This window comes from Polaromonas sp. P1_F6 (genome assembly GCF_056405695.1).
Genome location: NZ_JBFUBQ010000001.1, coordinates 462,480 through 487,979, shown reverse-complemented (window position 1 = coordinate 487,979; position 25,500 = coordinate 462,480). Strand labels below are relative to the sequence as shown.

28 protein-coding genes are annotated in these 25,500 nt (G+C 61.4%); 18 read left to right on the top strand and 10 right to left on the bottom strand.

The window, feature by feature from the left end; translation table 11 throughout:
- Positions 1–32 precede the first annotated feature (32 nt).
- The 11 genes from AC1DY9_RS02330 to tolA all read left to right on the top strand — a co-directional run bounded on the left by AC1DY9_RS02330 (position 33) and on the right by tolA (position 8,277).
- The gene (locus tag AC1DY9_RS02330) at positions 33–347 is read left to right on the top strand and encodes a hypothetical protein (RefSeq protein ID WP_477665714.1); all 315 of its coding nucleotides are present in this window, start codon (positions 33–35) and stop codon (positions 345–347) included.
- Positions 348–389: 42 nt separating this feature from the next.
- A complete protein-coding gene (gene ribD, locus AC1DY9_RS02325; protein WP_477665713.1) occupies positions 390–1,490 on the top strand; it encodes a bifunctional diaminohydroxyphosphoribosylaminopyrimidine deaminase/5-amino-6-(5-phosphoribosylamino)uracil reductase RibD in 1,101 nt (366 codons plus the stop codon).
- A 240-nt stretch (positions 1,491–1,730) separates the two neighbouring features.
- Entirely contained in the window at positions 1,731–2,381 is a 651-nt protein-coding gene (locus AC1DY9_RS02320) for a riboflavin synthase (protein ID WP_477665712.1), read from the top strand.
- 3 nt (positions 2,382–2,384) lie between these two features.
- Entirely contained in the window at positions 2,385–3,491 is a 1,107-nt protein-coding gene (ribBA, locus tag AC1DY9_RS02315; RefSeq protein WP_477665711.1) for a bifunctional 3,4-dihydroxy-2-butanone-4-phosphate synthase/GTP cyclohydrolase II, read from the top strand.
- Between the two features lie 42 nt (positions 3,492–3,533).
- The gene (gene ribH, locus AC1DY9_RS02310) at positions 3,534–3,998 is read left to right on the top strand and encodes a 6,7-dimethyl-8-ribityllumazine synthase (RefSeq protein ID WP_457280242.1); all 465 of its coding nucleotides are present in this window, start codon (positions 3,534–3,536) and stop codon (positions 3,996–3,998) included.
- Between the two features lie 38 nt (positions 3,999–4,036).
- Positions 4,037–4,552 (top strand): transcription antitermination factor NusB, encoded by a 516-nt coding sequence (nusB, locus tag AC1DY9_RS02305; RefSeq protein ID WP_457280241.1) that lies wholly within the window; start codon positions 4,037–4,039, stop codon positions 4,550–4,552.
- Between the two features lie 25 nt (positions 4,553–4,577).
- Positions 4,578–5,774 carry a pyridoxal phosphate-dependent aminotransferase gene (locus tag AC1DY9_RS02300; RefSeq protein ID WP_477665710.1) on the top strand — a complete coding sequence of 399 codons (1,197 nt, stop codon included), beginning with the start codon at positions 4,578–4,580 and terminating at the stop codon, positions 5,772–5,774.
- The gene (gene ybgC, locus AC1DY9_RS02295; RefSeq protein ID WP_477665709.1) at positions 5,771–6,217 is read left to right on the top strand and encodes a tol-pal system-associated acyl-CoA thioesterase; all 447 of its coding nucleotides are present in this window, start codon (positions 5,771–5,773) and stop codon (positions 6,215–6,217) included. Before AC1DY9_RS02300 ends, ybgC begins: the two co-directional genes overlap by 4 nt.
- Before the next feature lie 13 nt (positions 6,218–6,230).
- Positions 6,231–6,923, top strand: a complete 693-nt coding sequence (gene tolQ / locus AC1DY9_RS02290) for a protein TolQ (protein WP_457280238.1) — start codon at positions 6,231–6,233, stop codon at positions 6,921–6,923.
- Between the two features lie 18 nt (positions 6,924–6,941).
- A complete protein-coding gene (locus tag AC1DY9_RS02285) occupies positions 6,942–7,382 on the top strand; it encodes a biopolymer transporter ExbD (RefSeq protein ID WP_477665708.1) in 441 nt (146 codons plus the stop codon).
- A 16-nt stretch (positions 7,383–7,398) separates the two neighbouring features.
- On the top strand, positions 7,399–8,277 hold the full coding sequence (tolA, locus tag AC1DY9_RS02280) for a cell envelope integrity protein TolA (RefSeq protein ID WP_477665707.1): 879 nt from the start codon (positions 7,399–7,401) through the stop codon (positions 8,275–8,277).
- A gap of 70 nt (positions 8,278–8,347) precedes the next feature.
- Here the strand turns inward: tolA and dnaE are convergent, their stop codons facing one another.
- Positions 8,348–11,830, bottom strand: a complete 3,483-nt coding sequence (gene dnaE / locus AC1DY9_RS02275; protein WP_457280235.1) for a DNA polymerase III subunit alpha — start codon at positions 11,828–11,830, stop codon at positions 8,348–8,350.
- A gap of 86 nt (positions 11,831–11,916) precedes the next feature.
- Between dnaE and AC1DY9_RS02270 the strand changes: the two genes are divergently transcribed.
- Together AC1DY9_RS02270 and egtB are read left to right on the top strand one after the other, a co-directional pair.
- A complete protein-coding gene (locus AC1DY9_RS02270) occupies positions 11,917–12,723 on the top strand; it encodes a sulfurtransferase (RefSeq protein WP_477665706.1) in 807 nt (268 codons plus the stop codon).
- 113 nt (positions 12,724–12,836) lie between these two features.
- The gene (gene egtB, locus AC1DY9_RS02265; protein WP_477665705.1) at positions 12,837–14,180 is read left to right on the top strand and encodes an ergothioneine biosynthesis protein EgtB; all 1,344 of its coding nucleotides are present in this window, start codon (positions 12,837–12,839) and stop codon (positions 14,178–14,180) included.
- 14 nt (positions 14,181–14,194) lie between these two features.
- On the opposite strand, the gene AC1DY9_RS02260 is transcribed toward egtB, so the two are convergent.
- From AC1DY9_RS02260 to AC1DY9_RS02235, 6 genes are all read right to left on the bottom strand, one after another.
- Complete coding sequence (locus AC1DY9_RS02260; protein WP_457280233.1) at positions 14,195–14,890, bottom strand: DUF599 domain-containing protein; 696 nt, start codon at positions 14,888–14,890, stop codon at positions 14,195–14,197.
- Positions 14,891–14,939: 49 nt separating this feature from the next.
- Complete coding sequence (locus AC1DY9_RS02255; RefSeq protein ID WP_457280232.1) at positions 14,940–15,824, bottom strand: pirin family protein; 885 nt, start codon at positions 15,822–15,824, stop codon at positions 14,940–14,942.
- Entirely contained in the window at positions 15,821–16,228 is a 408-nt protein-coding gene (locus AC1DY9_RS02250; RefSeq protein WP_477665704.1) for an OsmC family protein, read from the bottom strand. Before AC1DY9_RS02250 ends, AC1DY9_RS02255 begins: the two co-directional genes overlap by 4 nt.
- Before the next feature lie 40 nt (positions 16,229–16,268).
- Positions 16,269–16,823 carry a flavodoxin family protein gene (locus tag AC1DY9_RS02245; RefSeq protein WP_477665703.1) on the bottom strand — a complete coding sequence of 185 codons (555 nt, stop codon included), beginning with the start codon at positions 16,821–16,823 and terminating at the stop codon, positions 16,269–16,271.
- Between the two features lie 96 nt (positions 16,824–16,919).
- Complete coding sequence (locus AC1DY9_RS02240) at positions 16,920–17,315, bottom strand: DoxX family protein (protein ID WP_457280229.1); 396 nt, start codon at positions 17,313–17,315, stop codon at positions 16,920–16,922.
- Between the two features lie 126 nt (positions 17,316–17,441).
- Positions 17,442–18,143: a pirin family protein gene (locus AC1DY9_RS02235; protein WP_477665702.1), complete on the bottom strand. Its 702-nt coding sequence runs from the start codon at positions 18,141–18,143 to the stop codon at positions 17,442–17,444.
- A 124-nt stretch (positions 18,144–18,267) separates the two neighbouring features.
- On the opposite strand from AC1DY9_RS02235, the gene AC1DY9_RS02230 reads away from it, so the two are divergent.
- The 5 genes from AC1DY9_RS02230 to AC1DY9_RS02210 all read left to right on the top strand — a co-directional run bounded on the left by AC1DY9_RS02230 (position 18,268) and on the right by AC1DY9_RS02210 (position 23,238).
- Complete coding sequence (locus AC1DY9_RS02230) at positions 18,268–19,215, top strand: LysR family transcriptional regulator (RefSeq protein WP_477665701.1); 948 nt, start codon at positions 18,268–18,270, stop codon at positions 19,213–19,215.
- Positions 19,216–19,395: 180 nt separating this feature from the next.
- A complete protein-coding gene (locus tag AC1DY9_RS02225; protein WP_457280226.1) occupies positions 19,396–20,469 on the top strand; it encodes an NAD(P)/FAD-dependent oxidoreductase in 1,074 nt (357 codons plus the stop codon).
- Positions 20,470–20,581: 112 nt separating this feature from the next.
- Positions 20,582–21,562 (top strand): tRNA glutamyl-Q(34) synthetase GluQRS, encoded by a 981-nt coding sequence (gene gluQRS, locus AC1DY9_RS02220; protein WP_457280225.1) that lies wholly within the window; start codon positions 20,582–20,584, stop codon positions 21,560–21,562.
- Positions 21,559–22,299: a tRNA (guanosine(46)-N7)-methyltransferase TrmB gene (gene trmB / locus AC1DY9_RS02215; RefSeq protein WP_477665700.1), complete on the top strand. Its 741-nt coding sequence runs from the start codon at positions 21,559–21,561 to the stop codon at positions 22,297–22,299. The genes gluQRS and trmB overlap by 4 nt, the downstream gene beginning before the upstream one ends.
- Positions 22,300–22,317: 18 nt before the next feature.
- The gene (locus tag AC1DY9_RS02210; protein ID WP_477665699.1) at positions 22,318–23,238 is read left to right on the top strand and encodes an RluA family pseudouridine synthase; all 921 of its coding nucleotides are present in this window, start codon (positions 22,318–22,320) and stop codon (positions 23,236–23,238) included.
- Positions 23,239–23,298: 60 nt separating this feature from the next.
- Here the strand turns inward: AC1DY9_RS02210 and AC1DY9_RS02205 are convergent, their stop codons facing one another.
- The 3 genes from AC1DY9_RS02205 to AC1DY9_RS02195 all read right to left on the bottom strand — a co-directional run bounded on the left by AC1DY9_RS02205 (position 23,299) and on the right by AC1DY9_RS02195 (position 25,385).
- Positions 23,299–23,877, bottom strand: coding sequence for a class I SAM-dependent methyltransferase (locus AC1DY9_RS02205; RefSeq protein ID WP_477665698.1), 579 nt, complete (start codon positions 23,875–23,877; stop codon positions 23,299–23,301).
- A gap of 108 nt (positions 23,878–23,985) precedes the next feature.
- Positions 23,986–24,411, bottom strand: coding sequence for a hypothetical protein (locus AC1DY9_RS02200; RefSeq protein ID WP_477665697.1), 426 nt, complete (start codon positions 24,409–24,411; stop codon positions 23,986–23,988).
- A 260-nt stretch (positions 24,412–24,671) separates the two neighbouring features.
- The gene (locus tag AC1DY9_RS02195) at positions 24,672–25,385 is read right to left on the bottom strand and encodes a hypothetical protein (RefSeq protein ID WP_477665696.1); all 714 of its coding nucleotides are present in this window, start codon (positions 25,383–25,385) and stop codon (positions 24,672–24,674) included.
- Positions 25,386–25,500: the final 115 nt, after the last annotated feature.

Sequence of the window (25,500 nt, the reverse complement as noted above, 5' to 3'; positions counted from 1 at the left end):
TGCTTTCCTCCACGAGCCCGAGAAAACCGGGTATGTCTGACCTTCGCTTTTTTGACATTGAAGAGGTAGATCAACCTGCCCTTCCGATGCTCGACTGGAATTTCCCTGAGAAAATTGCAGCAAGCCTGAAACTGCGTCGTCTGGTCATAGAAATATGGATTGCAGAAGATGGCCGTTTGCTGGATATGAACATCATTTCTTCGAGACCGGAAATCAGCCGGAGCCAGCAGGCCCAGATCATAGAGTCCCTTATGCAAACGAAAATGAACCCCGCGACAAGACAAGGGAATATAGTCGCCAGTCGAAGGGTTCTCGAGATGGGCTTTGCCTCCGAGTCAAACCCCTGATCCTCCAGTTCCCCTCCCAAAATCTGAGCCGTTAGAAAATCCATGAACCTTTTGATGCTGCAGACCTTGCGGGTGTCCAAAGAAGCCCTGTACCTCAGCGCTCCAAACCCTCGCGTTGGTTGCATCTTGGCAGATTCAAGTGGGAACAATATTCTGGGAACGGGACATACCCAGCAGGCAGGCGGCCCCCACGCCGAAATCATGGCCCTGCGCGATGCAGCGAATAAAGGCCACTCGGTCAAAGGCGCCACCGCCTATGTCACCCTCGAGCCCTGCTCTCACCACGGGCGAACAGGCCCCTGCTGCGATGCGCTGGTTGCTGCCGGCATCAAAAAGGTGGTTGCATCGATAGCGGACCCCAATCCTCTGGTGGCCGGCCAGGGATTTGAGCGCCTGCGGGCCGCTGGCGTCGAAGTGGAGGTCGGGCCGGGCGCCGGGGAGTCCAGGGAACTGAATATCGGCTTTTTTAGCCGGATGGTCCGCAAAACCCCCTGGGTCCGCCTGAAAGTTGCCGCCTCACTGGACGGCACCACAGCGCTGGCCAACGGCCAGAGCCAGTGGATCACCTCGCCTGAGGCGCGGACCGATGGCCATGCGTGGCGGGCCCGGGCCTCCGCAGTGCTGACGGGCATCGGGACCCTGCTTGAAGACGACCCGCAGCTGGACGTCCGGCTGGTGGAAACGCCGGTGCAACCCTGCCGCGTGATTGTCGACAGCCTGCTGCAAACACCGCCTGGCGCCAAAATATTCCGGTCGGGCGGCCCGGTGTGGATTTATACCGCCACCCGGAGCTCACCCCAGGAAGCCGCGCTGGTCGCCAAGGGCGCGACGGTCACCTGCCTGCCCGACGCCCGGGGAAAAGTGGACCTGGCGGCCATGATGAAAGACCTGGCGCAGCGCGAAATCAACGAACTGCACGTCGAAGCCGGCAGCAAGCTCAATGCATCCCTGATCCGCAGCGGGCTGGTGGATGAATTTCTGGTTTACCTGGCGCCCAGGCTGCTGGGGCCGGGCCAGGGCATGGCTGCCCTGGAACCCTTGCAAACACTCGCCAACGGGCTCGAACTGCAGTTTGTGTCTGCCGAAAGGATTGGGCCCGACCTGCGTATCGTCGCCCGTGTGGCGGGTCGGGACGCTTTTTAGCGCGATGGTGGGCACCGGCCTGCCCGGTGAACGCAGACGAAACATCGCCCGGTCGCTATAAAAATAATAGCTGCTTGCGCTCGTCAATATTGGGCTACAGCCATTTTCCTTTGAATAAAGACGGCTAAACCGGCCCGCGAATCCCGCGCAAGCCCTGTGAATCACGGCTGAACGCCCTCTTTTCCGGGCCTTTGGCGCCGTCCGCGCCGCCGCACCCGGAATCCCTGCGAAAATGGCACCATGTTTACCGGAATCATTACCGGCTTGGGGCGCATCGTCGCCATCCAAAGCCTGGGCAGCTCTTCAGACCACGGCAAGCGCCTCACCATCGAGACGCCTGCGGGTTACCTTGATGACGTGGGCCTGGGCGACRGCATCGCCCTCAACGGCGCCTGCATGACGGCCACAACGCTGGACCTTCCCCTCAACCGCTTCACCATCGACATTTCCGCCGAATCCCTGGCCAAAACCACCGGGCTGGCGGAAACCGGCCCCATCAACCTCGAAAAAGCCCTCCGTGCGCATGACCGCCTCGGCGGCCACATCGTTTCCGGCCATGTAGACGGCATCGGCAGCGTGACGCATTTCGCCCAGGTGGGCGAAAGCTGGGAGCTGCGCATTCGCACCCCGCGCGAGCTGGGCAAGTACCTGGCCTACAAGGGCTCCATCACCGTCAACGGCGTGAGCCTGACCGTCAACCGCGTCACCGACCTGGCCGACGATGCGGGCGGCACGGAAATCAGCATCAACCTCATTCCCCACACCGTGCAGAACACCGCGCTGGGCCGGTTGGCTGCAGGCTCCGACGTCAACCTCGAGATCGACCTGATCGCACGCTACGTCGAGCGCATGCTGGGCGACACCCATAACAACATCCCCAAAAAGCCCTGAACCATGACCACTGCCATTTCCCCTGTTGAAGACATCGTTGCCGACATGCGTGCCGGCCGCATGGTCATCCTGATCGACGAGGAAGACCGTGAAAACGAAGGTGACCTGGTGCTGGCGGCGGACCACGTCACTGCTGAAGCCATCAACTTCATGGCGCGCTTCGGCCGCGGTCTGATCTGCCTGACCCTGACCCGCGAGCGCTGCGAGCTGCTGCAGCTGCCGCCCATGGCCACACGCAACGGCACCAAGCATTCCACCGCCTTCACCGTGTCCATTGAGGCCGCCGAAGGCGTGACCACCGGCATTTCAGCCGCCGACCGCGCCCGCACCGTGCAGGCCGCGGTGGCCAAAGACGCCAGGGTCAGCGACCTGGTGCAGCCCGGCCACATCTTTCCGTTGCAGGCTGTCGACGGCGGTGTGCTGATGCGCGCCGGCCACACCGAAGCCGGTTGCGATCTGGCCGGCATGGCCGGCTGCTCACCGGCCGCCGTCATTTGCGAAATCATGAAAGACGACGGCACCATGGCCCGGCTGCCGGATCTGTTGCTGTTTGCGGCGCAGCATGGCCTGAAAATCGGCACCATCGCCGACCTGATCGAACACCGCAGCCGCAACGATTCGCTGGTGGAAAAAATCGGCAGCCGCACACTGCAGACCGCCTTTGGCGAATTCACCGCCCATGCCTTCCGGGACAAACCCAGCCAAAGCCTGCACCTGGCCCTGGTCAAGGGTGCGTGGTCTGCCGACGATGTCGTGTCCGCGCGGGTACATGAGCCTCTGTCGGTGCTGGACGTTCTTGAAACAGGCCGCTCCATGCATTCGTGGAGTCTCGACCAGAGCCTCAAACACATTGCAGAACAAGGCAGGGGCGTTGCCGTGCTGCTCAATTGCGGTGAAAGCGCGGCGCAATTGCTCGCCCAGTTTGAAGGCACCGCGCGCGCCAGCCAGGCACCCGAACGCGGCCGCATGGACTTGCGAACCTACGGTGTGGGCGCACAGATTTTGCGTGAATGCGGCGTGCACCGGATGAACCTCATGGGCAACCCGCGCCGCATGCCGAGCATGACGGGCTACGGCCTTGAGATCGTGGGCTACACCACCAAAGACTAGTCCATTCATTTAGCTTAAAAAATCAATCAAAAGGGATACACCGTGTTTGGAGCAGAAAAAGGTTCAGGCGACAAGCTTGACGGCAAAAAACTTTCCATTGGCATCGTGCAGGCGCGCTTCAATGAAAGCATTACCAATGCGCTCGCAGAAGCCTGCAAACACGAGCTGTCCGCGCTGGGTGTGCAAGAGGACAACATCAAACACGTCAAGGTGCCCGGCGCACTGGAAGTCCCTGTTGCATTGCAGGCCTTGGCCGAAAGCAACAAATACGACGCGTTGATCGCCCTCGGTTGCATCATTCGCGGTGAGACCTACCATTTCGAACTGGTGGCCAATGAGAGCGGCGCCGCCGTCACGCGCCTGGCGCTTGACTACCAGTTGCCTATTGCCAATGCCATACTCACGACGGAAAACGTCGCACAGGCTGAAGCCCGGCAGGTCGACAAAGGGCGCGACGCCGCCCGCGTTGCCGTCGAAATGGCCAACCTGATCAATGAAATTGCCTGAGCGCCTGCTCCTGCATCCCTTAACCTGACTGGCACTTCATGGCAGACCCCATCACCAAACCCAAACGCCCGCCCCAAACCCGCACCGGCCTGACCGACACCGGCGTCAAAAAGGCGGCGGACAAATCCGCCCGCACGCGCGCACGCGAGTTCGCACTGCAGGCGCTCTACCAGCACCTGGTAGGCCGAAACGAAGCGGATTCGATTGACGCGTTTACCCGAGACCTCGTGGGTTTTCACAAAGCCGACTCCGCCCACTACGATGCGCTTTTGCATGGCTGCATCGAAGGCGCGGCAACGCTCGATGCAAACATCACGCCCCTGCTGGACCGGCCCATGGCCGAAATATCGCCGGTGGAGCATGCTGTGCTGTGGATAGGCGCCTATGAGTTCACCCACTGCCTCGATGTACCCTGGCGTGTCGTGATCAACGAGTGCATCGAGCTTGCCAAAGCCTTTGGCGGCACCGACGGCCACAAGTACGTCAACGGGGTCCTGAACAAAATGGCGCCCTCGCTGCGCGCCGCTGAAGTCGCTGCCGACAAATCCCGATAGGGGCTCGCCCCGTGAAAGGCCAGCCTTGAAAATCGCCCAGCGGGCTCAGCGGATTGAGCCCTTCTATGTCATGGAGGTTGCCAAAGCGGCCTCTGCGCTGGCGCAGGAATTTGCGCACAGCGCATCGCCCATGATCTTCCTGAACATCGGCGAGCCCGACTTCACGGCGCCGCCTTTGGTGCAACAGGCCGCAGCCCGTGCCATCGAGCGCGGCACCACGCAATACACCCAGGCCACCGGCTTGCCGGCCCTGCGAGAACGCATCAGCAGCTGGTATGCTTCCCGCTTCGGGGCGCAGGTGGCGCCCAACCGCATCATCATCACCGCGGGCGCCTCCGCTGCCTTGCAACTGGCCTGCCTGGCCCTGATTGAGGCGGGGGACGAAATCCTGATGCCCGACCCGAGCTACCCCTGCAACCGGCATTTCGTCAGTGCGGCAGAAGGCAATGCGGTGCTGGTCCCCACCACCGCCGAAGAACGCTTTCAGCTGACCCGCGAAAAGGTGGAAGCGGCATGGAACTCCAAAACACGCGGCGTGCTGCTGGCTTCCCCGTCCAATCCCACGGGCACCTCGATTGCACCGGAAGAGCTGCAGCGCATCCACGAATTTGTGCACAGCCGCGGCGGCATCACGCTGATCGATGAAATCTACCTGGGCCTGAGCTACGAAGAGCACTTCGGCCATTCGGCGCTGGCCATGCCCGGCGAGCTGGGCCACAGCGTGATCAGCATCAACAGCTTCAGCAAATACTTCAACATGACCGGCTGGCGCCTGGGCTGGCTGGTGGTGCCCGAAGCGCTGGCGCCGGTGATCGAGCGCATCGCACAAAACCTCTTTATCTGCGCCAGCACCGTGGCCCAGCATGCCGCCCTGGCCTGCTTCGAGCCGGAGAGCCTGCAAGAGTACGAACGCCGCCGCGCCGAATTCAAGGCGCGCCGCGACTACTTCATCCCCGAGCTCAACCGCCTGGGGCTCACGGTTCCGGTGATGCCGGACGGCGCGTTTTATGCCTACGCCGATTGCACTGCCGCGGCCGCCCGCCTGGGTGTCAGCGGCAGCTGGGACTTCGCCTTCGAGCTCATGAAGCGTGCCCATCTGGCCGTCACGCCGGGCCGTGACTTCGGACATGCGGCACCTGAACAATTCGTACGGTTTTCCACGGCCAACTCCATGGATCAATTGAAGGAAGCTGTGGCCCGGCTCAAGGCGGTGCTGGCATGAAGCCGGCTGCGCGCGTTTTTAGTTGGCCGGTAAGGGTGTATTGGGAAGACACCGACGCCGGCGGCATCGTTTTCTACGCGAACTACCTGAAATTTTTTGAACGTTCGCGCACCGAGTGGCTCAGATCACTCGGTGTTGAACAACAGCGCCTGAGGGAAAGTACCGGTGGCATATTTGTGGTGGCAGAAACCAGCATCCGCTACCATCGCCCTGCCCGCCTGGACGATGAACTCATTGTTACGGCAAGCCTGGTAGAAGCAGGCCGCGCGTCCATGATAATTGGGCAGCAGGTGCTATTAAAAACAGAGCAAAAAACAGAGCAGGAAGAGGGACAACCACCCATCTTGCTTTGTGAGGGAAGCATCAGGATCGGCTGGGTCGACGCCGCCAGCCTGCAGCCCAGGCGGATTCCTGCTGCCATTCTTGACAGCCTAAAAACTTGAGCAAAGCTTCAACATGAATCAAGACCTCTCCATCGTCAGCCTCATCCTCAATGCCAGCTGGGTCGTTCAGGCCGTGGTGGCGTTGCTGGTCGGCGTGTCCATCGCCAGCTGGGCCGCCATCTTCAGGAAAATCATTGCCCTGAAAAAAGTGCAGAAGCTCAATGACGAATTCGACCGCGAGTTCTGGTCGGGTACGAGCCTCAACGACCTTTTCGCCGGTGCTGCGCAAAACGCCAAGCACTCCGGCCCCATGGAACGCATTTTTGCCAGCGGCATGCGTGAATACCAGAAGCTGCGCGAGCGCCGCATCACCGACGCCGGTACCCTGCTGGACGGCGCGCGCCGCGCCATGCGCGCAAGCTACCAGCGTGAGGTGGACGCGATCGAAGCCAATCTCTCCTTCCTTGCCACCGTTGGCTCCGTCTCGCCTTACGTCGGCCTCTTCGGCACGGTCTGGGGCATCATGCACGCCTTCACCGGTCTGGCGGCCCTGGAGCAGGTCACGCTGGCCACAGTGGCACCGGGCATTGCCGAGGCGCTGGTCGCCACCGCCATCGGCCTGTTCGCCGCCATTCCGGCTGTGGTGGCCTACAACCGCTTCTCGCACGACATTGACCGCGTTGCCAACCGGCTCGAAACCTTCATCGAAGAGTTTTCCAACATCCTGCAGCGCAACCTGGGCGCCCAATCTCCTTCGGGACACTAGAGCTGTAAGGAGACCGCCATGCCAGCAGTCAATTCCCGCCGCGGCCGCAACCGGCGCACCATCAGCGAAATCAACATGGTGCCGTTCATCGACGTCATGCTGGTGCTGCTCATCATCTTCATGGTGACGGCGCCGCTGATCACGCCCAGCATGATCGCGCTACCCAAGGTCGGCAAGGCGCCCAGCCAGCCGCAGAACCCGGTGCAGATCCTGATCAGCAAGGATGAAACCGTGCAGATCAAAATCAAGACCGACAGCGTGCCCAGCAACGTGCGCAACGTCGCAGGCGACATCGCCCGGCTGGAACCGGCGGTGAAGGCCGCCGGCGCCGAAGCGGTACCCGTGGTCATCAGCGCCGACAAATCGATCAAGTACGAAACCGTGGTCCAGGTCATGGACAACCTGCAAAAAGCCGGGGTGTCACGCGTGGGCCTTTCGGTACAAACCGGCACCAAGTAGCCGCCCGTAACCCACCATGCCCAGCGCCGCAGATCGCCTCGAATTCGGACCGCCCCGCGACAGCGGGTCGTTGCGCGCGTTCGGGCTGGCCTTGTTCGCCCACATCCTGCTGATGGCCGCGCTGACCTGGGGCATCAACTGGAAACACAGCGACAAGGCCGTGTCGTTTGATGCAGAAATCTGGTCCAGTGTGCCGCAGGCGGCAGCGCCCAAACTGGTGGAAGCCCCTACCCCACCGCCGCCCCCACCCGCGCGCCCCACGCCGGAAGTGAAGACGCCGCCGCCGGCATCCAATGTCGATATCGCCCTGGAGCAGGAGAAAAAGCGCAAGCTGTTGCAGCAGCAAAAAGAGGCCGAGAACCAGAAGCAGGAAAAGCTCAAGGCCGAACAGCTCGCGAAAAAAGAAAAAGAACTGAAGGCCAAAGAAGAGCAGGCCAAACGCAAGGCTGCCGAAGACGCCAAAAAGGCCGAAGCGAAGAAGCAGGACGCGAAAGACGACGAGAAGCAAAAACTGGCCGATGCTGCTGCGAAGAAGCTGCGCGACGAAAACCTCAAGCGAATGATGGGCCAGGCCGGTGCCACCGGCGGCGCCGAGGCCAAAGGCACAGCGCAAAAAGCCGGTGGGCCCTCAGCGAGTTATGGCGGCAAGGTCAGGGCCAAGGTCGTGCCCAATATCGTGTTCACCGAAGACATTGCGGGCAACCCGACCGCCGAGGTGGAAGTGCGCACCACACTGGACGGCACCGTCATCAGCCAGCGCCTGGTCAAATCCAGCGGTAACAAAGCCTGGGACGATGCGGTGATCAAGGCCATCATCCGCACTGGCACCATGCCGCGCGACGTGGATGGGCGGGTTCCAACGCCCATGATTCTGGAATTCAGGCCCAAGGACTAGGCCCCGCGCAACAGTCCGCTATCAATTCAATAGCTGCTCGCGCACATCCTTATTGGCCCAGAGGCCAATTTCATTCATAAACAATCTGCACCAGCCCTTTGTCGGCCTGCGCCATCCAGCTGGCCAGCGCGGCATCGGTGGGGAAGAATTTGGCCGCTTCCCCCAGATGAAGCTCCGCTGTCACGCCGCCGGCCTCGCCTTGGCGCCTGAGGCTCAACCGTACCGGCAAACCGCGGCTCAACTCTCCCTGGTCTGACATCTCGCGGCGTGGCGGGAAGTCCCTGACCAGCCGGGAGATATCCGGTGCGGTACCGTTGACCGCCACCCGCAGGTACTTGCCGAATTTGCAGCGGGCAGTTTCCAGGTCCCAGACCTGCGTGACCTTGAAGCGGCGGCCGAAGCGCTCCGACGCACCCTGCAGCGTACCTTGCACGATCACCAGTTCGTCGTCCTTGAGCAGGTTGCGGTTGGCGTTGAAGGTCGTTTCGTCCACCGAGGCTTCAAGCACGTCGGTCTTGTCGTCGAGCTTGAAAATGATCAGCTTGCCGCGGTTGCCGTTGATGACGCGCAGGTCGCTCAGAATGGCAGCCAGAAGCTGAGGTTCGCGCGAATCGATCAGGTCCTCAATCTTGCGCTTGGCAAACTGGCGCACTTCGGTCTCCACCTCGTCAAAGAGGTGGCCCGAGAGGTAAAACCCGATCGCCGTTTTTTCCAGTACCAGCCGCGCCTTCACACCGAAAGGCATAGCCTCGACCAGCGCCGGCTCCTGGGTGCTGGCCGCGTGCGAGTCGGACATGTCGAACAGCCCGCCCTGGTTGGCATTGGCTTCGGTCGCAGCGGCAAACTCAAAGGCGCGGTCCACCGACGCCAGCAGCGACGCACGGTTGAGCTGCAGGTTGTCAAAAGCTCCGCCCTTGATGAGGGCCTCGACCGTGCGCTTGTTGAGCCGGCTGCGGTCCACACGTACGCAAAAATCGTAGAGCGAGGTGAACGGGCCGCCTTCCTTGCGCGCCGCCACGATGGCGGCAATCGCCTGCTGGCCCGTGCCCTTGACGGCGCCCAGGCCGTAACGCACCGATGTGGCGCTGATCGGCTCGAAGCGGTAGTCGCCGCGGTTGATGTCGGGCGACTCGAACTGGATGCCCATCTTCTGCGCGTCACCGAACAGGATCTTGAGCTTGTCGGTGTCGTCCATTTCCACCGTCATGTTGGCGGCGAAGAATTCAGCGGTGTAGTGCACCTTCAGCCAGGCTGTGTGGTAGGCCAGCAGCGCATAGGCGGCGGAGTGCGACTTGTTGAAGCCGTAGCCCGCGAATTTTTCCATCAGGTCGAAAACCTCGTCGGCTTTCTCCTCGCTCAGGCCGCCCTCGCCCGCACCCTTGCGGAAGATCTCGCGCTGGGCGTCCATCTCTTCTTTTTTCTTCTTGCCCATGGCGCGGCGCAGCAAGTCGGCGCCGCCTAGCGAATAGCCGCCCAGGATCTGCGCGGTCTGCATCACCTGCTCCTGGTAGACCATGATGCCGTAGGTCTCTTCGAGAATGGCCTTGACGCGCGGGTCCGGGTATTCGGGCACTTCCTTGCCCTGCTTGCGCGCGATGTAGGTCGGGATCAGCTCCATCGGCCCTGGCCGGTAGAGCGCGTTCATCGCAATCAGGTCTTCGAGGCGGTCCGGCTTCGCGTCTTTCAGCATGCGCTGCATGCCGATACTTTCAAACTGGAACACGGCTTCGGTCTGGCCCCGGCCGAACAACTCGTAAACCTTTCGGTCGTTGAGTGGCAGGTCTTCAAACTTGAAGTCTTTTTGCGCCGGGTGGCGCGCGATGATGAACTCCCGGGCGATTTCCAGGATGGTCAGCGTGGCCAGGCCCAAAAAGTCGAACTTGACCAGGCCGATCGCTTCCACGTCGTCCTTGTCGAACTGGCTCACGGCGGAATCGCTGCCAGGCTGCGCATAGAGCGGGCAGAAATCGGTCAGCTTGCTGGGCGCGATCAGCACGCCCCCGGCATGCATGCCGACGTTGCGGGTCAGGCCTTCGAGCTTTTGCGCGAGCGCCAGCAATGTTTGTACGTCCTCTTCCTTGCGCTCGCGCTCGGCCAGGATGGGCTCCTGCTCCTTGGCTTGTTCAATCGTGATGTGCTGGCCCGGCTTGTTCGGAATCAGCTTGGAAATGCCGTCGCAAAAGCCATATGGAAAGTCGAGCACGCGTCCCACGTCGCGGATGGCGGCGCGCGCGGCCATGGTGCCGAAGGTCACGATCTGGCTCACGGCTTCCTTGCCGTATTTGTCTTTCACGTAATCGATCACGCGGTCGCGGTTGCTCTGGCAAAAGTCGATGTCGAAGTCGGGCATGGATACCCGTTCCGGATTCAGGAAGCGCTCGAACAGCAGGTTGTACTGCAGCGGGTCCAGGTCGGTGATCTTGAGTGAATACGCCACCAGCGAGCCCGCGCCCGAGCCCCGGCCCGGCCCCACCGGGCAGCCGTTGTTCTTGGCCCAGTTGATGAAGTCACCCACGATCAGGAAGTAGCCCGGGAAACCCATCTTGAGGATGGTGTTGATCTCGAACTCCAGGCGCTTCACATACTCGGGCCGCTTCTGGTCGCGCACGGCCACGTCGCGGTACAGGTGAGTCAGGCGCTCTTCCAGCCCTTCAAACGACGCGTGGCGGAAGTATTCGTTGATCGGCATGCGCACGCCATTGACTTCCGGCGTGGGATAGTCGGGCAGCATGGGTTTTCCCAGCTCCAGCGTGAGGTTGCAGCGCCGGGCAATTTCCACGGTGTTGGCCAGCGCGGTGGGCACATCGGCAAAAAGCGCCGCCATCTGCGCGGCCGACTTGAAGTACTGCTCCCGCGTGAACTTGCGCACGCGGCGCGTGTTGCCCAGGATTTCGCCTTCCGAAATACACACCCGGGCCTCATGTGCCTCGTAATCGTCGTAAGTCAGGAACTGCACTGGGTGGGTCGCCACCACCGGCAGCTTGAGCCGCGCGGCCAGCTGAACGGCGGCCGCCACATGACGTTCGTCATCGGGACGCTGGGCGCGTTGCAGTTCGAGGTAAAAACGGTGCGGGAAGAGGCCCGCAAAGTACAGCGCACATTCGACGGCGCGTGCGCTGTCGCCCTGCAGCAGCGCCTGGCCCACAGCCCCGCCCTGCGCCCCCGACAGCGCAATCAGGCCTTCATTGAGTTCCTGCAGCCATTCGAGCTTGACCACCGCCTGGTCGCGCACCACGTTTTTTGTCCAGGCCCGCGTCAGGATCTCGGACAGATTCAGGTAGCCCTGACGGTTTTGCACCAGCAGCAGCAGGCGCGCGGCGGGCGCCCCGGCGTCCTTGCCCGGCACCTGCACCCACACATCGGCCCCAATCAGGGGTTTGACACCAGCACCCCGGGTTTCCTTGTAAAACTTGACCGTCCCGAACAGATTGCTGAGGTCGGTGATGGCCAGGGCCGGCTGGTGGTCGGCAGCCGCAGCGGCCACAACTTCATCGATGCGGTTGGTGCCGTCGACGACTGAAAACTCGGTGTGAAGGCGCAAATGAACAAACATAAAGGTCATTTTAGGGCCGAGGCTGTCCGCTGAGGCGCCGTGACGCAGTGCAAGGCCCCGCATGCCTGCCTACAATCGACCGGATCATGCAAATCCTGAACATTGCGGCCTATAAATTCGTCACGCTGGCGCACCCTGCGATGCTGCAGGGCAGCATCGAACAGGCGCTCCAACAACGCGCGATCAAAGGCACGGTACTGCTGGCAGAAGAAGGAATCAACCTCTTCCTGGCGGGCCCGGCGGCAGATATTCATGATTTTTTGGCATGGCTGAAACAGGATGCCCGCTTCAGCGACCTGCAAGCCAAGGAAAGCTGGTCAGCTGCCCAGCCGTTTCGCAAGCTGCTGGTCAAAGTCAAGCCGGAAATCATCCGCATGAACCACCCCGCTATCCAGCCGGCCGCTGGGCGCGCTCCGGCGGTGGACGCCGCCACGCTCAAGCGATGGCTTGACGCGGGCTGCGATGATACCGGCCGCCCGGTGGTGACGCTGGACACCCGCAATGACTTTGAGGCCGATGTCGGCACTTTCAAAAACGCCATCGACTGGCGCATCAGCAAGTTCACCGATTTTCCCCAGGCCCTGCTGGCACACCGGCAAGAGCTTGCGGGCAAAACTGTCGTGAGTTTTTGCACCGGCGGCATTCGCTGCGAAAAGGCAGCCATCCTCATGCGCGAAGCCGGGGTGGAAAACGTCTGGCAGCTCGAGGGCGGCATCCTTAAGTATTTCGAGGAAAGCGGACGCGCGCATTTTGACGGTGAATGTTTCGTGTTTGACGAGCGGCGCGCGCTGGACCCTGAGCTGAAACCTCAGGTCAATCCCGTGGCCAAACCACTGTCAAGGCCTGTTCCCCTGGCTGTACCTCCAGCATTCGGGGTCTTGTCTGACAGCTGAGGAATGAGTGCCGTGCGAAGCTTTTAGTTGCTCACCACCGTCACATCCACACCCTGCTTTATTTTGTGCATGCCAATGAGGCGGAGCCCGCCCCCAAATACACGGTAGCCATCATGCCCCTCGAGTCATCCCATTCACGCATCCCCGGCGCCAAGGCCCGGTCGTCCGCATTGGCCACTCGGTTCAGCGCGGTACGCCAGCAAACCGAAGCCCTGATCAAACCCCTGAGCCCCGAAGACTGCCAGCTCCAATCCATGCCGGACGCCAGCCCTGCCAAATGGCACCTGGCTCACCTGACCTGGTTCTTCGAGACTTTCATCCTCGAGCGGTTTGAACCGGACTTCAAGCCGTTTGATCCCGGCTTCAGGGTGCTGTTCAACAGCTACTACAACGGCGTAGGCGACAAGTACCCGCGGCCCAAACGCGGACTGATCAGCCGCCCCTCCCTCGATGAGGTGCTGGCCTATCGCGCACAGATCGACCAGTGCATGTTGGCCGTGATCGCACAGGTGGAGGCCGGCACCGACACCGCGCAGCGCAGAGAATTAGCGGAACTGGTCACCCTCGGTCTGCACCACGAGCAACAGCACCAGGAACTGCTGCTGACAGACATCAAACACGCGCTGTCTTTCAATCCGGCACGTCCCGCCTATGCCAGCCGCTGGCCGCTTGCCGGCATACATCCGCAACCGGTGGACTGGCTGCGCCACGACGCGGGTCTGGTGGAACACGGCTTTGACGCGGGACGCGACGGTGGGTTTGCCTTCGACAACGAAACGCCGCGCCACAAGGTGTATGTGGCGGCCTTCGAGCTGGCCAGCCGGCCCGCCACCAACGGCGAGTTCATGGCCTTCATCGCCGACAGGGGCTATCAGCGCCCGGAGCTATGGCTTTCCATGGGCTGGGACTGGGTCACTGAGAACGGCGTTAGCCTGCCCTTCTACTGGCAGGGCTCCAGTGGGCGCTACCAGCACTTCACGCTGCAAGGGCTGATTGATGTAGACCCGAACACGCCGGCCTGCCATCTCAGCTACTTCGAAGCCGATGCCTTTGCGCGCTGGTCCGGTGCACGCCTGCCGACAGAGTTTGAGTGGGAACTGGCAGCACGCAGTGTGGCGGCCAGCCCTGTGCCGCAAGGCAATTTTGTAGAAAAATCGGCATACCACCCCCTGCCACAGCAGGAGGAAAGCCAGGGTGTGCCGGCGCAGATGTATGGCGACGTCTGGGAATGGACACAGTCCAACTACAACCCCTACCCCGGCTACAAGCCCTGGGAAGGCCTGGTGGGTGAGTACAACGGAAAGTTCATGTGCAACCAGTTTGTGCTGCGCGGAGGCTCCTGCGCCACGCCGCAAAGCCACATACGTGCCAGCTACCGCAACTTTTTTCCGCCCGATGCCCGCTGGCAATTCAGCGGCCTGCGCCTGGCGCGTGACCTGCCCGACGGCCGGCCCTGAGAAGCACTGTCAGGCTATTCGCGCAACACGTCCAGCACATCCGAGTTGAATTCGCGGTTGTACAAAATCAGCACCACCACGGCGGTGGCCAGCGCAAACGCAAAGGTGGAAAAAAACCAGGCCATGATGCCGAAGCTGAAGTAGTAGGCCCGGAGCCCGTCGTTAAAGGTTTCGGCCGCCAGGCTCACCATGCGGCTGGCGCGCGTGGCAAACGCTTCACGGTCGAACTTCCCCACCTCAAACTCCTGCGGCGACGGCATGGAGCCAATCAGCAGAGCGACAAAGGTGTATTGGCGCATGGACCAGCTGAAGCGGAAAAACGCATAAACAAACACGGCCACCATCAGCAGCACCTTGAGGTCGAAAATCAGTACCGAGGTGCGCACGGCAAACGGGATTTCGCGCACCAGCTCGGCCGCCTTGTCGGTGGTGCCCAGCAGCGCGAACAGCCCACCGATGATGATGATCGTGGTTGAAGAGAAAAATGCCGGTGTGCTGGAAAGATTCTGCGTGATGATGCCGTCGATCACGCGCGGGTCGCGCGACGTGGCCTGTATCAGCCAATGGTGCCGGTAACGGTTGGTGGTACGCAGCAGCGAAGGCCGTTTGACCCCATAGTGCCGGGCGAACCATGCATAGCCCATCCAGCCGCCAAAGAACCAGACAATGGCCATCCAGTCGGACCAGGGAAGCAGGCTGAAAATTTGCATCGCGTGATCTTAAACGCTGCGCTTTCCCTGAAAAGGCTTTGATCGCGCCTCAGCCCGCAGTGAATTTCCGTTCAGGCAACGGGATGAATTCAGTCTCCCCGGGCACCTGCCCCATGGCCTGGGCGGCCCAGTCCTCGCCGGCCTGCACGATACGTTCCTTGCGGCTGGAAACAAAGTTCCACCACATGAAGCGATGTGCATCCAGTGCGTCGCCGCCAATCACCACCAGCCGCGTCGGGGTGTTTGCGCTGAGCTGTACTGCTGTGCCGGGCGAGAGGGTCGCCAGCGTGTGCATTGCCAGCGGCTCGCCGTCCAGCAGCAGGTCGGCGTCCACCGCATACAGAGCCATCTGCGCTGCCAGCGGCGGCAACGTGAAAGGCGTGCCCGCCGCCAGCGCCACATCCAGGTAAAGAGTTTTGGAGAAGGTCTTGACGGGCGAGACTTTTCCGAATGCCTCACCGACCAGCACACGCACCACCGCACCGTCCACGGATACCTCTGGGATGCTGTCCGCCGGCGTGTGTGAAAAACCCGGCGCTGTTTCTTCAAACTCTGCGGGCAAGGCAGCCCATAGCTGCAAGCCATGGTTCACATATGGGATGTCACGCAGGTCGTCGGGCGCGCGCTCTGAATGCACAATGCCCCGCCCTGCCGTCATCCAGTTGATGGCACCGGGTTCTATGCGCTGGGCAGAGCCGATGCTGTCGCGGTGCATCATGGCGCCTTCGAACAGATAGGTCACAGTGGCCAGGCCGATGTGCGGATGCGGCCGTACGTCATGGTTGGTACCGGGTTGTTCGGTCACCGGGCCAAAGTGGTCAAAGAAAATGAAAGGACCAACCGACTGCTGCTGCGCGGAAGGCAGCAGGCGGCGCACCATGAAGCCGCCGCCCAGGTCTTTGTGATGTCCTGTCAGTTTCAGCGCAACGCTCATGCCAGCCGCTCCACATCCGTCGTGATTTCCGTCGTGACCGTGCTCATGAGCTTGTGCACCGGGCATTTCTGGGCCACGGTGTGCAATTCCTGCAACTGGGCATCCGTCAGGGCGCCCTTGATCTGGAGTTTGGTGGCAAGCCTGTAGACACCGGCGCGCTCCTGAGAGTCGTCCCGCTCAACCCGCGTTTTTATCTCATCGACAGGAATCCCCTTCTTGCGGGCGTACCACATCACCGTCACGGCCTTGCAGGCGCCGAGCGCCGCGTCATACAGGTCGTGGGGTGAGGGGCCGGCATCGTCACCGCCTTCTGCCAGCGTAGCGTCGGTAATCAGCTCGTGGCTGCGGATTTGCAGATGCTGGGCCAGCTCCGCCGGAGGGTTGCGCCTGAGTTCAACGGTCATGACAATTCCTGTAAAAAGAAAGCTGGTTTAGAAAGCTGATTCAGGGAGCGAATCTCGCGGCGATACCGGCCACGCGCTGCCCGAAGTTGCGGGCGTTTTCCAGGTCGCCTGCATTCATTTCGCCGGCACCTGCATCCGATGGCGATTGTGCGACAGCGCCACTGTAAGAGCCAAGGTAGTTGGTGTCGCTGCGCACCGCCGCCTTGCTGTTGCTGGGCAGTACGCCCTGGCTGACCCAGATGCCGCCATGCTGCATGGCCAAAGTAAAGAGGTAATTCAGCGTCGACATCTTGTCACCGCCCATGGCTGCGCTGTTGGTGAAACCGGCAAACAGCTTGTCCTTCCAGGCCTGGGTGTACCAGGGTTTGGACGAAGCATCGGCAAATTTCTTGAACTGCCAGCTGACACTGCCCATGTAGGTGGGTGACCCCATGATGATGGCCGTGGCGGCATCGAGGGTTTCCCAGCCGCCTTCGGGCAGGTCGCCGTCGGCATTGATGGCCACCAGTTCAGCGCCTGCGCCTTCGGCGATTGACTGCGCCATGCGTTGGGTGTGGCCATAGCCGGAGTGGTAAATCACGACAACTTTGGACATTCGGTGTCTTTCGCGGCAGAGAGTTGAAATCTAAAGCAGGCAAACAAAAAGGCTGCAGCAGGGCTTCATGCCCAAAGCTGCAGCCCCGTTGATGGATCAGCCTTTGGTCTTGCCGTCTACGCTCCAGGCGCCGCCGCCAAAAGCTGCGACGGTGAACAGGCCGCCGACGATGGCCATGTTCTTGAAGAACGCCATCTGTTGCGCAGGATCAACCCAGAACGCGTGAAAGACGCAGGTGATGACGACGGTGAAGACGCCAATGGCCAGCGCGGCCCAGCGCGTCTGGAAGCCCACGGCCAAAAGGATGCCCAGGCCGAGCTCTACCACGATGGCAATGGCGGCAGCGACTTCAGGCAGCGGCACGCCTTTGGAGGCGATGTAGCCAACCGTTCCGGCAAAGCCGGCGATCTTGCTGAAGCCGGCAGGCACAAACAGCAGGGCCAGCAGCAAGCGGCCGATCAGGGAGAGAGGGTTTTGCAGGGAATTGAGCATGACGAGTCCTTATAAATAAAGTAAACGGGGAAATGATGGAGGAAAAAAACACTCTGGGCAAGCGCCATACTGCTGCCAGCATTCGGCGCTTGACCTGGGTGATGGGTTACAGCATGTGACCGGGCGTTACGGCGTCAGGTCAAACACCAGCACCTCGGCGTCCTGGCCGTGGCCCAGTTGCAGTGTGCCTTCTGCCTGCAGCGCAGCGGCATCGCCGGCCTTCAGCACCTGGCCGTTGACTTCAAGCTGTCCGCGAACCAGGAACACATAGGTCTTGCGTTTCGCGTCGAGCGACAGCGTGGCGGTTTCCGCGCCGTTGAAGAGGCCTGCATAGAGCCTGGCATCGGCATGGATCAGCACCGAGCCCTGGCTGCCGTCGGGCGAAGCCACCAGCCGCAACGTGCCGCGCTTTTCGGCATCGGCAAACGTTTTTTGTTCGTAGCTGGGGGGAATGCCGGTCACGTTGGGTTCAATCCAGATTTGCAGGAAATGCGTGGTCTGGCCGTCTGCGTGGTTGAACTCGCTGTGCTGCACGCCGGTGCCCGCGCTCATGCGCTGCACATCACCGGGCGGGATGCCCTTGATGTTGCCGATGCTGTCTTTGTGCGCCAGCTCACCGCTCAGCACATAGCTGATGATTTCCATGTCCTTGTGGCCATGGGTGCCGAAGCCGCGGCCGGCGGCAATGCGGTCTTCGTTGATGACGCGCAGGTTGCCAAAACCCATGTGGGCCGGGTCGTAATAGCCGGCGAACGAAAAGGAATGAAAAGATTTGAGCCAGCCGTGGTCGGCATAACCGCGTTCGCCGGAGGTTCTTAAAGCCATCATGAGGTGCTCCTTTCAAGGTGCGTTGAACTGCGTTGCAATGACTCCAATGTAGGCGCCGGCAGCCCGCTTTTCATTGCTGCGTTTTGATGGCATCATTCAAATTATTTGAATGATATTTCTCCCAATGAGCAATAACCGGATTCGCGATGCCCTGACCCCCGAGAGCATCAGCCTGATTGGCGCCGTGCACCGGGCCGGCAGCATGGCAGCTGCGGCACGCGAGCTGGGCCTCGTTCCCAGTGCCCTCACCTACCGCATCCGCCAGGTGGAAGACGCCCTGGACGTGCTGCTGTTTGACCGCTCTTCGCGCCAGGCCAAGCTGACCGAGGCCGGCAAGGAACTGCTGCGTGAAGGCAACCGATTGCTGGCCGAACTCGACGCCGTGGCCAATCGCGTCAAACGCGTCGCCACCGGCTGGGAGCCGCAGCTTACGCTGGCCGTGGACAGCGTGATCTCGCGCACCACCGTGATGGAGCTGTGCGAGGCTTTTTTTGCCCTGAACCCACCCACACGCCTGCGGATCCGCGAAGAAGCGCTCTCAGGCACGCTGGAAGCGCTTACCTCAGGCCAGGCAGACCTGGCCATCGGGGTGGCCATGGAACCGTCCGTCAATACATCGGTGCAGCACAAGACGCTGGGCAGCATTCATTTCATCTACGCAGTGGCGCCCCATCACCCACTGGCAAAAGCTGCTGAACCGATAACGGATGCGATGCTGATGCCCCACCGGGCCGTGGCCGTGGCAGATTCCGTGCAGCGTGGCAGCGGCATCACTGTGGGCCTGCTCGGCGGCCAGGACATTTTTACGGTGCCCGGCATGCAGGAAAAACTGCAAGCCCAGCTGCGCGGCCTGGGCGGCGGCTTCCTGCCTGAATACCTTGCGCGTCCGCATGTCGCCACCGGCAGGCTGGTCGAGAAAAAAATGCAGCGAGCCCCGCGCCTCGTGCCCATGAGTTATGCGTGGTTGCGCGCCGTGGACGGCCATGGCGGGCGGGCACTGCAGTGGTGGCTGAAGCAACTGGAAAATTCCGCCACACGAAAAGCCCTGCTGGAGCGCGACCAGTCTGCATGAAAACCCGTAGTGGCACGCAATAACTGCGCATGCGCTGCGGCTGCGTGTAGAGTGTGTGCGTAGAACAGCTTCCTGAAGTTTTCGTTTATGGTTGAGATGTGATGACATACGCCGGGACGCCGCAAATCACTTGAACGATCCGCAGCACCCCATTCGTCAAACCGCACAAAGTACAAAGACATGACAAAAAAATCCATCCGCTCCCCTGAATCCGCGGCTCCGCGCCGCATTGCCGTCATAGGCGCAGGCATTGCGGGCATTGCCTGCGCCCGTACCCTGGTGCAGGCCGGGCACCGCGTCACCGTGTTTGAAAAAAGCCGGGGCGCCGGCGGCCGGATGGCCACACGCGAAAGCGAATTCGGCGGTTTTGACCACGGCACGCAATATTTCACCGTGCGGGACGCGCGCTTTGAAAAGGCCCTGGCCACCGCTACCGGGCTGGTCCGGCCCTGGAGCGCCAACACCGTGCGCATCCTCGATGAACTGGGCCGTGTCGTGGCCTCGGCGCTGCCGCCCAAGGAAGCCCACTGGGTCGCCTCACCCGGCATGAACGCACTGGTGCGGCTGTGGGCCCAGCCCCTCGATGCCGCCGGCCAGCTCGCGCTGGAAACCGAAGTCATGCGGATCGAACCCGACAAGCTGCACGCCAGCCAGTGGCAATTGCAAACCGAAGGGCCCGGCGCAGACAGCCGCGTGCATTCGGGCTTTGACACCGTCATTCTGGCGGTGCCGTCTTCGCAGGCGCAGGCCCTGTTGCTCAGCTCGCAACAGGCCAAGCCCCTGGTGGCCGAGTTGTCAGAGGTCAGCGTTGCGCCCTGCTGGACACTGATGCTGGCTTTTCCGCAAGCGATGCAGCCCACCATGGCGCACCTGGGGCCCCATTGGAATGCAGCGCGCAGCACGCACCACCGCATTGCCTGGCTGGCGCGGGAATCGTCCAAGCCTGGGCGCAGCCCGATCGAACGCTGGACCGTGCAGGCCAGCCCGGAATGGTCGGAACGCCACCTGGAAGACGATGCCGAGCGTGTCAAGGCCAAGCTGCTGAAGGCCTTCACAGAAGTGACCGGCATCCGCGCCCAGCCGCCGCATGCGGCGGTGCACCGCTGGCGCCACGCCCAGACGCAACAACCCCTGGGCAAAACCCACGCCTGGGACGCCAAATCGCGCATTGGCGCGTGCGGCGACTGGTGCCTCGGCCACCGCGTCGAAGATGGCTTTGTCTCGGGCCTTGAGATGGCCCTCGAAGTTTGTTAGCCCCCACGCTTGTCGCTTCGCGTACTGCGCTGCCCCCCGAGGGGGCTGGCCTTGCTTGGGGCGGCCCGGCGCGGCGGCCGCCAGGTTAGCTTTCTCATAGTTTCTTCTGCTTATGGCCTCGGGCTACAAAGGTAGGTTTGCGCCTTCTCCCACAGGCCCGCTCCACGCGGGCTCGCTGGTGGCGGCCCTGGCCAGCTGGCTGGATGCCCGGGCGCACCACGGCCGCTGGCTGGTACGCATCGAAGATGTCGATACCCCGCGCTGTGTGCCGGGCGCAGACCGCGTCATTCTTGAACAGCTCGCCTGTTGTGCCCTGGTACCCGATGAAGCACCGGTTTACCAGTCACAACGCGGCGCCCTGTACCAGAACGCCCTGGATTCACTGGTCACCCGCGGCCTGGCCTACCCCTGTGCCTGCACACGGCAGGACATTGCGCGGGCGCTGGCCGCGTCCGGGCAGCCACGCGAACGCCATGGCGAACTGGTGTACCCCGGCACCTGCCGCAACGGGCTGCATGGCCGTGCTGCACGTGCATGGCGGTTTTTGACGCCAAATTATGTGCCAAATAGCGCCCTGGCCCAATCAGGTATTGCGCGAGCAGCTATTAATTTAATAGCAACTGATGCCACGCCGCTGGCTACCGCACAAGCCGAAGTCCGCTGGGACGACCGCCGCCTGGGCACACAGATGCAAGACGTCGGCCGCGATGTCGGCGACTTTGTCCTGAAACGGGCGGACGGCCTCTGGGCCTACCAGCTGGCCGTGGTGGTGGACGATGCAGCCCAGGGCATCACCGACATCGTCCGCGGTGAAGACCTTGCCGACAATACCGCGCGGCAAATCCTGCTGCAGCGCGCACTCGGCTTGCCGCTGCCGCGCTACCTGCACACGCCGCTGGTGCTGGGCGCCAATGGCGAAAAGCTGTCCAAGCAGAACGGTGCCCAGCCGCTGGACACCTCCCAACCGCTGACGCTGCTGGCCCAGGCGGGCCAAACGCTGGGGCTGGAAGTCGAGCGAATAGCCAACGCCGCGACACCCGCCGCCTGGCTGCAACTGGCCGCGCCACTCTGGGCGACTAAAATCGGCAAGTGATTGAAACCCTTCCCCCCGTGCCGCCTGCCTCGCCCGAAGGCGCGCCCGCCGACACCCACCCGCCCCACAACATCCGCAGCTTTGTGCGCCGCACCGGCCGCACCACGGCAGGCCAGGCCAAGGCCTTTGCCGATGTGGGCCCGAAGTTTTTGCTGCCATATGCCGATGCAGCGCTGGATTTTGAAAAAGCCTTTGGGCGTAGCGCCCCCACCATCCTCGAAATAGGGTTTGGCATGGGCGAGGCGACAGCGCACATTGCCGCGCTGATGCCCGAGAAGAACTTCATTTGCTGCGAAGTGCATACGCCCGGCGTGGGCGCCCTGCTCAAGCGTATCGACGAGCAGAGCCTGTCCAACATCCGCATCCTGCAGCACGATGCCGTCGAAGTGATTGACGACATGCTCCCCCGCGCCAGCCTCGACGGCGCACACATCTTTTTCCCCGACCCCTGGCACAAGAAAAAGCACAACAAGCGCCGACTGATCCAGCCGCCGCTGATCACCAAGCTGGCGGCCCGCCTCAAACCCGGCGGCTACCTGCACTGCGCCACCGACTGGCAGCCTTATGCCGAGCAGATCCTGGAAGTGCTGGGCGCCGAGCCGATGCTGAAAAACACCGCAGACAACAGCGCCGGCGGCTATGCCCCCAAGCCAGCCTACCGCCCACTGACCAAATTTGAAAACCGCGGCATCAAGCTCGGGCACGGCGTCTGGGACGTCGTGTTTGTCCGTGCCTGATTTTGCGGTTGCGCAGGTGTGAGTAAAACACCCAAGCTCGGGCTGCATGGTTTGGCCACGCGGGCTGGCATCAGCCCCAGCTGCGTCGGCCTTCCGGCCGGCAGCTGGCCCAGCATCACTGACTTTCTGGTGGAACGCTTCCCGGCCATCTCGCGCCAGGTGTGGCTGCAGCGCATGCGGGACGGCCTGGTGGTGGATGAATTCGGCGAAGCCGTCACCGCCGAGCGGCCCTACCGCGGCCACATGCGCGTGTACTACTACCGCGCGCTGGACGAAGAGCCCCGCATTCCCTTTGAAGAGACCGTGCTGTTCCAGGACAAACACCTTGTCGTGGCCGACAAGCCGCATTTTTTACCTGTGACGCCCTCCGGCCACTATCTGCAGGAGACCCTGCTGGTGCGCCTGAAAAACCGGCTCGGCATCGACGGCCTCGTACCCATCCACCGCATCGACCGCGAAACCGCGGGCTTGGTGCTGTTCTCAGTCAACCCGGCTGAACGCGATGCCTACCAGTCACTGTTTCGCCGGCATGAAGTGACCAAGCATTACGAAGCCGTGGCCCCATGGCGCAACGACCTCAGCTTTCCCCTCACACGCAAAAGCCGCATCGTCGAAGACGAGCCTTTTTTCCGGCAGCGTGAAATAGAGGGCCAGCCCAACAGCGAAACGCTGATCGATGTGATCGAAGTACGCGGCGGCCAAGCGCTCTATGCACTCAGCCCCGTAACAGGCAAGAAGCACCAGCTGCGCGTGCACATGAATGCGCTTGGCCTGCCGCTGATGAATGACCGCATGTACCCACCAGTGGAAGTGACACCGGAAGACGATTACCGCTACCCGCTGCAGTTGCTGGCCAAATCCATTGCCTTCATGGACCCGGTAACAGGCGAACAGCGACGCTTTGAAAGCCGGCTGGCGCTGCAGGATCTGCGGCCTTGATCAGGCCTTGGAATATCTCGCCCCAGCGCCAAGCCGAAGGCGGTCCGCTGGAACGATGGGTCAGGCGCCGCGTTGGACCACGACTTCCCACAACGCTTTCTTGCGAACGTACTTGTTAGTCGTTTGGTGCTCCCTGGACAAGACCTGCCATCCGGTTGCGAACAGTTCGTCGACGCCCTGCTCATCAAAGAACCTCTTGGCCTGGCCGTCAACAAGGTAGTAGTTCGGCTCAATGGCAGGATGCCCAGTGGCTCCAAAGTTCTTGTCCTCGACCGAGTTCAGCCGGCACAAGAGCAGCCCACCCGGCTTGAGCGTCTGCCTGATCCGGCTCACAAGTCCCAGGGTTTCATGCCATGGAAAGTAGTGCAGGGTGAGGCTTGCCACAACAGCACCAGCTTCGCCAGGGAGAAGGGGAAACGGATCTCTGATGTCCTGGCATGAGATGCGTGCCTGAGGCGCCCGGAGCCTCGCAGCGGCGACAGAAGTGGCGGAAAGATCGAAGGCGAGAACGGAAAGGCCGGCACCGACCAGGGTGGATGTGTCTGCGCCTGTTCCACAACCGATCTCAAGCACCGGCAGTGAGCCAGCGGACTCCTGGAGCATCGGAAGCCATCGGCTAAGCCACGGGTCGTGGAGCATGTGTTTCTCGGCTCCTAACGTTTGAAGTAAGCAGCACGTGACGGCGCCACCGATACGGACGAAGCGGGCAAGCCTGCCCCGCCGTTGTGTGTCCGTTTGGCTGAAGGGTTAGATGACTTTGGTGGCAGCATGAATGAACACCGCGAAGAGTGCAGCCAGAATACTGACGACAAGCCACATTGGAACTTTCACGCCCTGCGGCTTGAGCAGGCCAGCCTCAGTGGCCGCAAGGAATACCTTCTCTCGACGTGAAGGTGAAGCGAGCACGACCCCGAGAGGACCACCTGCACCGACGAGTACAAACAATGCGCCGCAAATGATGCGCAACCACACCTCGAACTGGAATGTTACGGCATGAGGGCCGACGGCATACGCAATAAAGGACGGGCCCAGTTTGCGGTAGACCGTGATTTGCCCAGACGCCCAGCCGTGCCAGCCGCTCCGGGAAAGAAAAATGCCGACTGCCAATATCGCAGCAAAGGCAAGAGCGAGGCGAACAATCGTTCTCTTGCGGATAAGTGAGACTTCCGACATGTATGTGCACCTAACGTTTGACTCAAGCGGACCGCCGAAGGCGGGACCATTCGAAGGAAGGGTTAGCCGTCAACTTCACGGGAACCTCGCCAGTAGACTGGCCCTTGTCATGTGGGCAGGCATGTGAAGACTGATACATAGGTAGGCAACGACGTTGCGAGAAGGCCCAGGCACATGACGCAGGCAGCCGCGGGAACGATAGGTTAGGTTTCATGGACTGCGAAAAGCGTAAGTGACTTACATCCCACCGGTCGTGCCACCTAATGTGCCTTTTTTATTTGTTGAGCAGCGAGTTGCGCCGTCCTCTTGATTCCATCTCGATACGCCTCAACCAGCTCCGCCGCTCTACTGAGGGCATCCTCGAACGATGCGAAGGTGTAATTCGCGTTGGCGGTGATCTCGTCATCCGAATTTTTGTTGGCGTCTGCGCCATAACTGATGGACTGCGAATAGATCGAATTCTCTGTCTTTATGTCTACGAGTTCAAACGAGACATTCAACCTGGGCGCGAACGTCGTCTTTAGCCGACTGGAATAAAGTCCCATATTCGATATGGTCACCGTCAGTATGCTGTCCGCGGCGATTACGCTATTTTTGTAGTCAATCGACGTCGGGTCGTCCTTTTCATATTTGATCCCATCTCCCGGTATGGCACTTTGGTTGGCCTCCTTCAAAGCACTCAAGGTGGCAGATGCAAGTTCCTCTTGTACGTTGAAGGCCTGCTTTTCCAGCGCCGCCTTAAGTTCGTTGATTCGATTCTTTTCAACCCCCTTCTTCACGAAGAAGGCCGGGCCGGGAAAGATAATATCCAGGCCGTTTGGCGCATTTTCAATTGAAAACTTTTCTACCGGCTGAACGGAGGCTACGGCGATAACTCTTTCACCGGGAGTCAAACTCGCCTCTGCTGCAGATAATTGCAATGGAAGAATCGAGATAAAGAATAGTGCGATGGTTGTTCGAGTCAAGTGAATCATGTCGTGGGCATAGCGTTTAAAAATTTAATGAAACCTGACATTGGAGTTGGCCGGCACGCAGTGGCAATGCGCCGCCAGACGTATGCTCCTGCACACGGCTCGCTACGCATTGTCG

Excerpts from the sequence above, each read along its gene's own strand:
- AC1DY9_RS02330 (WP_477665714.1), top strand. The coding sequence starts at position 33 with ATGTCTGACCTTCGCTTTTTTGACATTGAAGAGGTAGATCAACCTGCC.
- ribD (WP_477665713.1), top strand. The coding sequence starts at position 390 with ATGAACCTTTTGATGCTGCAGACCTTGCGGGTGTCCAAAGAAGCCCTG.
- ribBA (WP_477665711.1), top strand. The coding sequence starts at position 2,385 with ATGACCACTGCCATTTCCCCTGTTGAAGACATCGTTGCCGACATGCGT.
- nusB (WP_457280241.1), top strand. The coding sequence starts at position 4,037 with ATGGCAGACCCCATCACCAAACCCAAACGCCCGCCCCAAACCCGCACC.
- ybgC (WP_477665709.1), top strand. The coding sequence starts at position 5,771 with ATGAAGCCGGCTGCGCGCGTTTTTAGTTGGCCGGTAAGGGTGTATTGG.
- tolQ (WP_457280238.1), top strand. The coding sequence starts at position 6,231 with ATGAATCAAGACCTCTCCATCGTCAGCCTCATCCTCAATGCCAGCTGG.
- AC1DY9_RS02285 (WP_477665708.1), top strand. The coding sequence starts at position 6,942 with ATGCCAGCAGTCAATTCCCGCCGCGGCCGCAACCGGCGCACCATCAGC.
- tolA (WP_477665707.1), top strand. The coding sequence starts at position 7,399 with ATGCCCAGCGCCGCAGATCGCCTCGAATTCGGACCGCCCCGCGACAGC.
- dnaE (WP_457280235.1), bottom strand. The coding sequence starts at position 11,830 with ATGTTTGTTCATTTGCGCCTTCACACCGAGTTTTCAGTCGTCGACGGC.
- AC1DY9_RS02270 (WP_477665706.1), top strand. The coding sequence starts at position 11,917 with ATGCAAATCCTGAACATTGCGGCCTATAAATTCGTCACGCTGGCGCAC.
- egtB (WP_477665705.1), top strand. The coding sequence starts at position 12,837 with ATGCCCCTCGAGTCATCCCATTCACGCATCCCCGGCGCCAAGGCCCGG.
- AC1DY9_RS02260 (WP_457280233.1), bottom strand. The coding sequence starts at position 14,890 with ATGCAAATTTTCAGCCTGCTTCCCTGGTCCGACTGGATGGCCATTGTC.
- AC1DY9_RS02255 (WP_457280232.1), bottom strand. The coding sequence starts at position 15,824 with ATGAGCGTTGCGCTGAAACTGACAGGACATCACAAAGACCTGGGCGGC.
- AC1DY9_RS02250 (WP_477665704.1), bottom strand. The coding sequence starts at position 16,228 with ATGACCGTTGAACTCAGGCGCAACCCTCCGGCGGAGCTGGCCCAGCAT.
- AC1DY9_RS02245 (WP_477665703.1), bottom strand. The coding sequence starts at position 16,823 with ATGTCCAAAGTTGTCGTGATTTACCACTCCGGCTATGGCCACACCCAA.
- AC1DY9_RS02240 (WP_457280229.1), bottom strand. The coding sequence starts at position 17,315 with ATGCTCAATTCCCTGCAAAACCCTCTCTCCCTGATCGGCCGCTTGCTG.
- AC1DY9_RS02235 (WP_477665702.1), bottom strand. The coding sequence starts at position 18,143 with ATGATGGCTTTAAGAACCTCCGGCGAACGCGGTTATGCCGACCACGGC.
- AC1DY9_RS02230 (WP_477665701.1), top strand. The coding sequence starts at position 18,268 with ATGAGCAATAACCGGATTCGCGATGCCCTGACCCCCGAGAGCATCAGC.
- AC1DY9_RS02225 (WP_457280226.1), top strand. The coding sequence starts at position 19,396 with ATGACAAAAAAATCCATCCGCTCCCCTGAATCCGCGGCTCCGCGCCGC.
- gluQRS (WP_457280225.1), top strand. The coding sequence starts at position 20,582 with ATGGCCTCGGGCTACAAAGGTAGGTTTGCGCCTTCTCCCACAGGCCCG.
- AC1DY9_RS02205 (WP_477665698.1), bottom strand. The coding sequence starts at position 23,877 with ATGCTCCACGACCCGTGGCTTAGCCGATGGCTTCCGATGCTCCAGGAG.
- AC1DY9_RS02200 (WP_477665697.1), bottom strand. The coding sequence starts at position 24,411 with ATGTCGGAAGTCTCACTTATCCGCAAGAGAACGATTGTTCGCCTCGCT.
- AC1DY9_RS02195 (WP_477665696.1), bottom strand. The coding sequence starts at position 25,385 with ATGATTCACTTGACTCGAACAACCATCGCACTATTCTTTATCTCGATT.